This window comes from uncultured Collinsella sp., assembly GCF_959026545.1.
GTDB lineage: Bacteria > Actinomycetota > Coriobacteriia > Coriobacteriales > Coriobacteriaceae > Collinsella.
The window spans coordinates 25,900-36,112 of record NZ_CAUFLV010000019.1 but is presented as its reverse complement, the minus strand read 5'-3'; the positions used below and the strand labels follow the sequence as shown (position 1 = coordinate 36,112).

Below are 10,213 nucleotides of genomic sequence, written 5' to 3'. Positions count from 1 at the left end.
TCGAAGGGCCCTCAGACTCTCATCCGACTGTCCAATTTAGTATAGCCACATCAGCTCGACGGGCTCGCGGAGGCCATGCCGGAGGGCGCGGAGCCCGTCATGCAGATGGACATGGGCTGGCAGTACCAGCACCGGGCCTTCACCGGGAGGCTCCGGGGGCTCGGCGTCACCCAGAGCATGTCCCGCAAGGGCAACTGCCTCGACAACGCCTGCACGGAGGGCCTGTTCGGCCACATGAAGGACGAGTTCTTCCGCGGGCGCGACTGGGACGACTTCGAGGAGTTCAAGCGCGACCTCGAGGCCTACATCCACCACTGGAACCACGTGAGGCGCCAGGTCAGGTTGAAGGGCCTGACCCCGGTGGAGTTCCGGGAGCAGGCCCTTCGGGAGGCCGCTTAGCGGTTATGATTTATCGCGTCCAAGTTTCGGGGCGCAGTTCACCATCGCGGTCGCCCCTTTTGATTGCAAGATTGCTGATTGGTAGGTGTTTGACCCGTGGGAAGCAGACGTGTGGACTTCCTGTTGGGCTCAGGGCGCCCGGTTCATGCCGGAGGCCCTTTGCGGGCATGCCCGGCGCGCATCCCCGTCTGCATGCTGGTGGCTATCCTCATCGCCTTGGCCTGCATCGCCGTCGCCCCGGCTCGTGCCTACGCCGGCGAGGCCGTGGAGCGGAGTTTGACCGACTATCTCGATCGGGTCGAGATACCCTCTGAGGGCTCGGCGACGTTCGAGGATTCGACGTTCGGGGTCACCGGCTTCGAACGTCTGGCAAAGGGAACGGCCCGCATCGCCGACGGCGCGCCTGAAGGCTATCGAATCCCGCTCTCCAACCAGGCGAGCGTCGTGGTGATCAGGACGCCCGAAATGACGCTGGTACACATAGACGAGGGTGTGGCGCAGCAGTTGGGACTGTATCCGTTTGTGGGTGAAAACGATTCCGTCTTATGGTCCATGATCTGTGCCCTCGATGAGGAAGCGAGTATGGGAGGTGCCCTGCTCTCCAGCATGGACGTTCCGTACATGTTGGTTTACGACGACGTGTTCACGATCGGGGACTACCGGTATCGCTTCAATGCCCGCGCTGCTGATGGATCGCGGTTTGCCACGGTGACGTGGGCGGCGGCACCGGAGGGCCAAGCCGGGGTTGAGCAGGCTCGTGCAGCCGGCATCGATTTGGGCGCCGGTGCGTTATGGTGCGACTATGCCGAGCTTGTTTCCGCCGCCGACGTGGTCACCGATGCCCCCGTGGGCCCCACTGAACGTGCCGCGGAGTTCCTCTCGTCCATCGATTTCCGCCCCTTCTGGGTTTCGCTCAAAACGAGTGGCCTTGCGCTCGTCATCTCGTTTGTGCTCGGACTGCTCGCCGCATGGCGCGTGGTGGGTACGTCGAGCCGCATCAAGGGGCTGCTCGATTCGTTCTTTACGATTCCGATGGTCCTGCCGCCCACCGTATGCGGTTTTTTGCTGCTCATGATCTTCGGGCAGTCGACCGCACTGGGCCGTTGGTTCATCGCACACGGCGTTTCACTCGTCTTTACTTGGCAGGCAGCGGTCATCGCCGCGGTGGTCGTGAGCTTCCCGCTCGTGTACCGCACGGCGCTCGGCGCCTTTGAATCGCTCGATTCACGTATGTTGGATGCGGCTCGCACGCTTGGATGGCCGGAGTCGCGCATCTTCCGCAAGATCATGTTGCCGCTTGCCTGGCCCTCCATCGCCGCAGGCACGGTGCTCGCCTTCGCGCGCGCTATGGGTGAGTTCGGTTGCACGCTGTTTTTTGCCGGTAACTACGCGGGCATCACGCAGACCATCCCGATCGCGATCTACTTCGAGTGGATGGGCGGCAACACCTCCGTCGCCTTGTTCTGGGTGGTGGTCGTTATTGCGTTCAGCTTCCTCGTGGTATGGGGGATCAATGCCTACACTGCTCGCCATCAGGGGTATCGCGATGGCGGCACGGCACCCGGTGCCCTCCGTTGCGCTTCGGTGGCGGGTCGTCGTCGCGATCGGGCGCGCGGAGTCTCTCGTCTTGCGGACTCCGGCGCTCGACCCGATTCCGTGCGCGACGGGTTGGAGGAAACCGGCGGTGACGCACTTTGCATCGATCGCGAGGCGTTACGTTCGCTGTTTGAGGATGGTGCGGCATGAGCCTGAGTCTTGACATCAAGAAGCGATATCCGGGGTTCTCCCTCGACGTATCTCTTGAGGCGGGGGAGGAGCGCGTTGCCCTGCTGGGGGCGTCTGGCTGCGGAAAGAGTTGCACGCTACGGTGCATCGCCGGTGTTGAGACTCCCGATGAAGGGCGCATCGTGGTCAACGGCGTGACGTTCTACGATTCCCGTGCCGGTATCGACCTTTCGCCGCAAGAGCGCAAAACGGCGCTACTGTTCCAGAGTTACCAGCTCTTTCCACATATGACGGTCGAGGACAACGTTTGCGCGGGTATGCCGCACGCCGGCCGTGCGTATCCCAGCCACGGCTCCGAGCTCGATTATCATCGTGTGCGCGCTCGACAGTTTTTGGACATCTTCGGCATGGCCGATTATGCCAACCGGTATCCCACCCAGCTCTCCGGCGGACAGCAGCAACGCGTCGCCTTGGCGCGCATGCTCGCCGCCCGCCCTGGGATCCTCATGTTCGACGAGCCCTTTTCCGCGCTCGACTCCTATCTAAAAAGCGCGCTTGAGCAGAATTTGCTCGACGTGTTCTCGGTGGTGCATCGCACGGTGCTCTACGTGAGTCATGACATCGACGAGGCGTGTCGACTGTGCGATCGCATCTGCGTGATGCACAATGGGCGGATCGAGGAGTGCGGCACGGCGGGCGAGCTCATGACGCGCCCCCAGACGCTTGCCGGCATGCGCCTGACGGGGTGCAAGAACACTTCGCGAGCGCGCAAGGTCTCTGCTACGCGCGTCGAGGCCGTCGACTGGGGGATGACCTTCGACGTGGGTCGCGAAGTCCCGGATGACGTGGCATTTGTGGGCGTCCGCGCGCGCCACATACATCGAGACCGCTCGTGTGAGACGGGGAAGCGCCGCCGCAACAGCTTCGATTTACATGTGGCGCGCGTGAGTGATTCGCGTTTCGAGCGGCTGGTGCTGCTCGATCCGCCGCTCGCGGGCGCTCGTTCACGTATTCAGTGGAAGGTCGACATGGTGGACACGCCGAGCGACGAGCTGCCCCGTGAAGGCGAGACGCTTCGTCTCCATTTTGATGCTAGCCGGTTGCTGTTGGTCTCGCGTTGATGATGTGACGGTTTCCCACGCGTTCAACCACCAACGCTTGCCTCCGCTTAGCAGGGGATACGTGCCTTTCGCCTAATACATATTCCTACAAACCCAGTTAATACATATGGTGAATTCGTTGTGTGCATGGTATCGGCGAGATTTGCCGGGGCGCGAGAGGAATCGGATATGGCAAAAAACCATCGACTGGCAGTGGCGGCGCTGACGGCGGGGACGGTCCTCGCGCTTTCCTGGGCACCCGCGGTCGCGATTGCGTACGAGATGACTGGGCCCAGCGCGCTTGAGGCGGCTGTGCAGGGGAGCACGGAGAATCTGCCCAAGACGATTGAATACCAAAAGGTGACGGGCGAGATCGAGTCGGGACAAACGTATTCCCTCGTGACCACCACCGCTACTTCGGGTTCAGGTAAGACGGAGTACCGCATTTTGCATTACACGGATGGTGCGGCGGCGCTGGACAAGTGTAAAACGTCTGCTCTCTCCGACGTGCTGAATCCCGCCGACTGCACCGCCGGCAACTTTGCCGGCACCGGTGCCCACCAGTGGACCATCGAGGCGGTCGAGGGCGGCTACACCGTCAAGTCCAACACGGCGAGCGGCAAGTACCTGAACATCTCCGCAGGTGGTGCGACTCCCGGCGACGAGGCTCAGGTGCTCAAGATCGAGCGGATGGACGACGGTTCTTTCTCCATCGGTCGTGAGGTCAGCGGTACCATGTACTACTTCGCCTTCAACAACACGGCCAACGGCTCATGGAAGGTCTCGACCGATCCCTATGGGTTCGTTGCATACAAGAAGACCGAGGTCACCCCGAACGTGATTCCGAACGACAAGCCCGCGTCCGGCGTCACGTATGACCAGCCTTTTGCTCCTGGGACCGCGGGGAGCCAGTACTTCCGTATCCCCTCGTTAATCACCCTCAAAGATGGCAGCCTGCTTTCGGCTATCGATGCACGTTGGACCACGCTCGGCGATGCCGGCGGCCTCGATACCATCGTCAGCAAGTCCACCGATGGCGGAAAGACCTGGAACTACAGCTTCCCCAACTACTTCAACGACAGCACGAACGCGTACAACAGCCATGCCACGGCGTTCATCGATCCTGTGATGGTCGAGAGGGAGGGCACCGTCTACATGATGGTCGACCTGTGGCCGGGCGGCGTCGCGCTCAACTCCGCCGCGAATAACCATCCCGTTAATGCGAGCGGCTATGTTGAGATCGATGGCGAGCAGCGCCTCGTGCTCTTTGCGTCTCCTAACCCCGATACGCAGCGCAGCGTCGGTGCGGAGCGTGGAACTGGCTACACACACTACGTCGGCGACTTTGGCGCCGACGGCTACGCTCCCGCCATCAAGGTGGACGGCGGAGCCACCGAGTTCTACGTTGACCGGGAGTATTTCCTGTTCGACGAGAACAAAGATCCCGTGTACTGTCAACAGCTGGGTAGCAGCGATTACGTCCAGCAGAACGTGTTCTATTTCAACGCCGACCTGCATGTGACGGCCACTTCGTACCTGTGGCTCGTTAGTTCGAGCGACGGCGGCGTCAGCTGGTCTGACCCGATGATGCTCAACGAGCAGGTACGCACGAGTGTCGACAAAAATGATTGCTTCTATGGTGTGGGACCAGGCCGCGGCGTTGTGACCTCGACGGGTCGCATCATCCTGCCGTGCTACACCTATGAGTACGGTAAGGGCGACGGCCACACGAGTACCATCTATTCCGATGACGGCGTCACGTGGCACCGCAGCAATAACCTGCAGAACCAGACTTCCGAGTCCACGGTAGTCGAAGCCGATGGCAGGCTCTACTTGTTCGCCCGCCACGGCTGGTATGCCGTTTCCACCGATAACGGTGTCACGTGGAGGGATGAGAAAAGTCTGCCCGCCTCGGGGCTTACGATCGACACCGGGTGCCAGATCAACGCGATCACCTATTCCGAGAAGATCGACGGCAAGACTGCCATTATCCTGTCCTGTCCTTCGACGAGCCGCCGCATCAATGGCACGATCAATGTCGGTTTGGTGCAGGATGACGGCAGCATCAGCTGGGAATACACCTTTGATGTCACCAAGAACGGCACCTGGTTCGCCTATTCGTCCATGACCGAGTTGCCCGATGGATCTATTGGCATCTTGTACGAGACTAAGCAGACCGCGGCAAGTGCCGACAGCATTACGTACGAGAGTTTCTCCATCAAAGATATTGCCCCTAATGCTCAGATTGGCAACGAGCGGAATGTATCGGTGCCCCTGTACGGCGAGATCGAGTTTGAGATCGAGGGTTCGCTCAAGGGATATGAGAATGTCGACACCGCTATTCTTGGAATCAAGGTCGAGGATGATGGTGACGGTACTTCGACGGTGACGTTTGAGGGCAAGCGTGAGGGCGTGGTGGAGTTTGTCGACCCTGCGTCTGGCGTCAGCTACACGGTGACGGTTGCCCCCGAGAAGCTCGTCGAGGTCGTTGTCAGCCCCGGCGAGAGCACGACGCTGGGCGTCAATGGTGTCGAAATCACCCACAAGCCCGATGAAAGCATCGCCTCCAGCGAAGTCACGTCTCAAAAGCTCTCTGAGGTCTGGGGTGAGATTCCCGGCAGCCTGGGTTCGGACAACTCGTTTGCGGGCGAGGCTATTCGTTTGAGCGATGCGCTTTTCACGTTCACCGCGAACGGCGAGAACTGGACCGTTTCCGGTACAACGCAGGACGGCGAGACTGCATATCTCAAGATCGAGAAGGCGGGTCTCCCCGGGCAGGGGCAGGCGGGCGTCATTCAGCTCAAGTCCGAGGCGAACAGCCTGTTCAGGCTTTATGACACGAGCACGAAAAAGCACCTGCATTTTTGGCGCGACGGCAAAGCCTGCTTCGACCAGTGCGGTGGTAATGACCTTGCTGGAGATTCCATGGAGCTCTATCGTCCAGCCAAGGAGGGGGAGGATGCGAGCACATCGCCAATCTCCGGATATGTTCGCGTGACCGATGCCGCTCAGGTGGTCGACGGTGGCCAGTATCTCATCGTCGCTTCAGTGGGCGAGGAGCGTTTTGTGCTCAACCCTTCGTTGGGTGAGGGTAATAAATACGCGCATGTGGTCAAGGTCGATCCTGAGCGCACCGATCAGCGCCTCAAGGTCACGGGTGTGGCTCCCGGCGTGACCGATGCCATGGTGGGCGACACCGTGTACCGCATCACCGTCGCGGGCTACCTTGCTCCCGAGTTCGTCTGGTCCGATGATTACTCGGAGGCGACCGCAACGTTCAAACATACGGCGAGCGGTGAGACTCAGGAGCTTGCCTGCAAGGTCACGAGTGTGCGGACGGAGCCGACCGAGACCAAGGACGGGTTGGTGGTGTACACAGCCGAGGTCGAGTTCGAGGGCAACGTGTACCGAGATGAAAAGCGGGTTGTGTTGCCGGCCATCGGTGAGCAAGAACCTGGTGGCGGAACAGGCGGCGCGACCGATCAGAAGCCCAATAGCTCTACGGGATCGAATGGCGGCGCATCGCTGCCCCGCACAGGCGACCCGGTTGCGACTGTTGGGTTGCTGAGCGCTGCGGGCATTTCGCTTTCCGCCATCGGTGTCAGATTGTTTCGGCGTAAGAACTAACCGGCACTAAGTGCTTTCGACTGAAAACGCGGCAAAGGGGCATGCCTTCCTTGCCGCGTTTTCTGTCGCATTTTGCGCAGGTGTGCCCCACGGCGTGCCCCATGAAAACTGAAGAACAAAACAGGCCAGAGTTTTAGCGACTCTGGCCTGCGTCTTTGTCTGGAGCGGGCGACGGGAGTCGAACCCGCCTCATCAGCTTGGAAGGCTGAGGTTCTACCGATGAACTACGCCCGCGAATATGGTCGGGACGACAGGATTTGAACCTGCGACATCCTGCTCCCAAAGCAGGCGCGCTACCAAACTGCGCCACGTCCCGAAGGTGCTGAGCAGCTGGGGTACCAAGACCCTGCTTATCCCAAGGCGTTAGCGATTATAGAGCACCTGCGTGTATTCGGCAACGGTCATCGGCAATTGAGCGTTCATCGCATCGAAACCGCTAGGAAACATGTCCGTTCCATTTTCCCTTTGCCCTATTCAGCCGTAGTACTATATGCACCGCATCAGCATTCTCATACATTGGAGGCAAACCATGACCTACACCGAGAGGGTCATCGCCGAGCTGCACGAGCGCTATGCCGATCAGCCCGAATTCATCCAAGCCGCCGACGAGGTCCTTACCTCGATCGCGCCCGCTGTCGACAACGAGCCCGCATATGAGGAGGCGTCTCTTCTCGAGCGTCTGGTCGAGCCCGAGCGCATTGTCATGTTCCGCGTTCCCTGGGTTGACGACTCCGGTAAGTGTCAGGTCAACCGCGGATACCGCGTCGAGTTCAACTCCGCAATCGGGCCCTACAAGGGCGGCCTGCGCTTCAATCCCACGGTGACGCTGGGCATGCTCAAGTTCCTGGGTTTTGAGCAGATTTTCAAGAACTCCCTTACCACGCTGCCCATGGGCGGCGGCAAGGGCGGCTCCGACTTCGACCCCAAGGGCAAGTCCAACAACGAGATCATGCGTTTCTGCCAGTCTTTCATGACGGAGCTCTACCGTCACATCGGCCCCGATACCGATGTTCCCGCCGGTGACCTTGGCGTGGGCGGACGTGAGATTGGGTACATGTTCGGTCAGTACAAGCGCCTGCGCAATGAGTGGACGGGCGTTCTCACTGGCAAGGGGCTCTCGTTTGGCGGCTCCCTCGCTCGCACCGAGGCAACCGGCTACGGACTCGTGTACTTCGTCGATGAGCATCTCAAGTGCCACGGAGAGTCCTTCGAGGGCAAGACCGTCGTGGTTCATGGTTCCGGCAACGTTGCCATTTACGCTATCCAGAAGGTCTCCCAGCTTGGCGGCAAGGTGATTGCCGCTTCCGATACCAAGGGCTGGGTCGAGGACCCCGAGGGCATCGACTATCAGGTGCTCGAGGATATCTACAACAAGAAGCGTTCCGGCAACGACCGCGGCGTGAGCCTTGCCATGTACGTCGACGCTCGCCCGAGTGCCACTTGGCACGCGGAGGACGGTCGCGGCGTGTGGCAGCTTCCCTGCGACATCGCGTTGCCGTGCGCTCGTGAGAACACGCTGCTTCTCGAGGACGCCCAGGCACTCGTGGCAAACGGCTGCAAGGTAGTCGGCGAGGGTGCAAACATGCCCACAACCACCGATGCGACCAACTACCTCATTGAGAACGGCGTCGCCTTCATGCCCGGTAAGGCCGCGAATGCCGGCGGCGTTGCCACTTCTGGTCTCGAGATGAGCCAGAACGCCGGCCACATTTCTTGGACGTTCGACGAGGTCGACGCCAAGCTCGAGAGCATTATGCGCGGCATTTACCATGCCTGCGATGATGCCGCTGCCGCGTACGGCTTCGAGGGCAATTACATGGTCGGCGCCAATATCGCTGGATTCAAGAAGGTTGCCGACGCCATGATGGCTCAGGGCATCGTCTAAGAGCATCGTGGCTCGGGGTATCTGGAGCCCCTAGACCTTGCGCTCTTAACCGGTCTGGCAGTGCCTGACCGTAAGCGGGGCCCGCGCATGAGCGCGGGCCCCGCTTTGGTATCCCGATCGCTGGCGCCTCGAAAATGTTGTCCGAGAAATAATACTTACAAATATCGACAATATGTACCTTCGGATCCGGATAAGGACCTCTTTTGAGGAAGGCATTTGCTGTGAAACGCCTTGAAGCGTTGAGATAACAAACAGGTGTTAAATATAAAAGGGCTCTTCTTCGTACACCATGCCTTCGAAGTTGCTTAGTAGCGTCTTCGGCACCTTTCCTCACTGCTCAAAGGTACACATTGTCATTTTTTGTAAGTGAGTCATAACAAGTGCCATATACTCGAGTCCGTTAATTTCCGAGACCGACAGCCTGGCGCAATTCTCTGAGCAATTCCGAGCATTTTAAAGCGTATGCACGAGCTCGGGGACTAAACTGGATCTGCTTTCTCCGATAGAGTGTGCGTGCGACCGATTCGAGTGCCGCCGCATCTTTGAGCTGCAGATCGTTTAGCCGGTATACGTCAACGTTCATGCTCATGAGCCCGAGTGCCCGCGCCTCATCTCGACGACGTATCGTTGACTCGTCGTGGTAGCTACCGTTGTACTCAAGAATCGCTTTGAAGCGAGGAAGATAGGCATCGGCTACGACATACGGCAATCCCGACAGCATGGAGGCTTTTCCTATCAGCGCAATTTTGTAGTTCGGTTTAAGTGGACCGCAATTAAATCCGCCCAGAGAGTGGGGGAGGGCAAACATGCAGTACATGATTGCCTCCATGGGCGAACGGCTTGAGCCTGTTGCAACGGATATGGCTTGGCGTGCCGCCTCTCTTCCCGCAACCCATTTTGAATCGGAATGGTACTTGCGTATTTCCTCAAGTGAGGTAGCGGGCTCGCAATCATAATATCCGCTTGCCTTGCCGATGAAGTCCAGCCCATCGTCATCTTCTTCGGCAACATTGCGTTCGGGAAGAGACCACGATCCGGTGAGTTCTTCAATAAGGGTGAGCTGCTCGGCAAAAGTCAGCTCTCCCGCTAAATCGCACACGAGCGCAGCTGGAGATAAAACATATATGTTGGAGTGCAAGCGCATGAGTCCGCCGCTACCTAAACGCGACGATTGGCGCACGGTGACCCTAGAGCAGGGGCTCCTCTTGGCACCCCGTCCAACAACAACATCTAGTATTTCATCTTCTTCCAGCAGCCCGTTGCGTTCGAAATCCTCGAAATCAATGCGGGAGGCAAGGCAAGTTGCCCGAGTCAACGCAAGGCGTTGCTCATCTTCGTCGACGTGAGCCCACGTGATGGTGCTGTGTACACGGCGCTCCCATCTGGTGGCGCGCAGGGCAGTTTGTCCTCTGAGAATGATGGTGTGAGAAACATGCATGACTAATCCTTCCTCCTTCGTACTTGGAGGGCAGAGGAA

6 protein-coding genes and 2 tRNA genes are annotated in these 10,213 nt (G+C 59.3%); 5 read left to right on the top strand and 3 right to left on the bottom strand.

Annotated elements, in window-relative coordinates:
* Positions 1 to 99 precede the first annotated feature (99 nt).
* The 4 genes from Q5Q88_RS08170 to Q5Q88_RS08155 all read left to right on the top strand — a co-directional run bounded on the left by Q5Q88_RS08170 (position 100) and on the right by Q5Q88_RS08155 (position 6,851).
* Positions 100 to 399, top strand: a complete 300-nt coding sequence (locus Q5Q88_RS08170) for an IS3 family transposase (protein WP_302742869.1) — start codon at positions 100 to 102, stop codon at positions 397 to 399.
* Positions 400 to 495: 96 nt separating this feature from the next.
* Positions 496 to 2,145 carry a molybdate ABC transporter permease subunit gene (modB, locus tag Q5Q88_RS08165; protein ID WP_302742867.1) on the top strand — a complete coding sequence of 550 codons (1,650 nt, stop codon included), beginning with the start codon at positions 496 to 498 and terminating at the stop codon, positions 2,143 to 2,145.
* Positions 2,142 to 3,245 carry a sulfate/molybdate ABC transporter ATP-binding protein gene (locus Q5Q88_RS08160; RefSeq protein WP_302742865.1) on the top strand — a complete coding sequence of 368 codons (1,104 nt, stop codon included), beginning with the start codon at positions 2,142 to 2,144 and terminating at the stop codon, positions 3,243 to 3,245. The genes modB and Q5Q88_RS08160 overlap by 4 nt, the downstream gene beginning before the upstream one ends.
* A gap of 168 nt (positions 3,246 to 3,413) precedes the next feature.
* Positions 3,414 to 6,851 (top strand): exo-alpha-sialidase, encoded by a 3,438-nt coding sequence (locus tag Q5Q88_RS08155; RefSeq protein ID WP_302742863.1) that lies wholly within the window; start codon positions 3,414 to 3,416, stop codon positions 6,849 to 6,851.
* Between the two features lie 160 nt (positions 6,852 to 7,011).
* On the opposite strand, the gene Q5Q88_RS08150 is transcribed toward Q5Q88_RS08155, so the two are convergent.
* Both Q5Q88_RS08150 and Q5Q88_RS08145 read right to left on the bottom strand, forming a co-directional pair.
* Positions 7,012 to 7,085, bottom strand: a tRNA-Gly gene (locus Q5Q88_RS08150).
* 5 nt (positions 7,086 to 7,090) lie between these two features.
* Positions 7,091 to 7,167 (bottom strand) — tRNA-Pro (locus Q5Q88_RS08145).
* A gap of 213 nt (positions 7,168 to 7,380) precedes the next feature.
* Between Q5Q88_RS08145 and gdhA the strand changes: the two genes are divergently transcribed.
* On the top strand, positions 7,381 to 8,736 hold the full coding sequence (gdhA, locus tag Q5Q88_RS08140; protein WP_302742861.1) for an NADP-specific glutamate dehydrogenase: 1,356 nt from the start codon (positions 7,381 to 7,383) through the stop codon (positions 8,734 to 8,736).
* 400 nt (positions 8,737 to 9,136) lie between these two features.
* Here the strand turns inward: gdhA and Q5Q88_RS08135 are convergent, their stop codons facing one another.
* On the bottom strand, positions 9,137 to 10,174 hold the full coding sequence (locus Q5Q88_RS08135; RefSeq protein WP_302742859.1) for a hypothetical protein: 1,038 nt from the start codon (positions 10,172 to 10,174) through the stop codon (positions 9,137 to 9,139).
* Between the last annotated feature and the right edge of the window lie 39 nt (positions 10,175 to 10,213).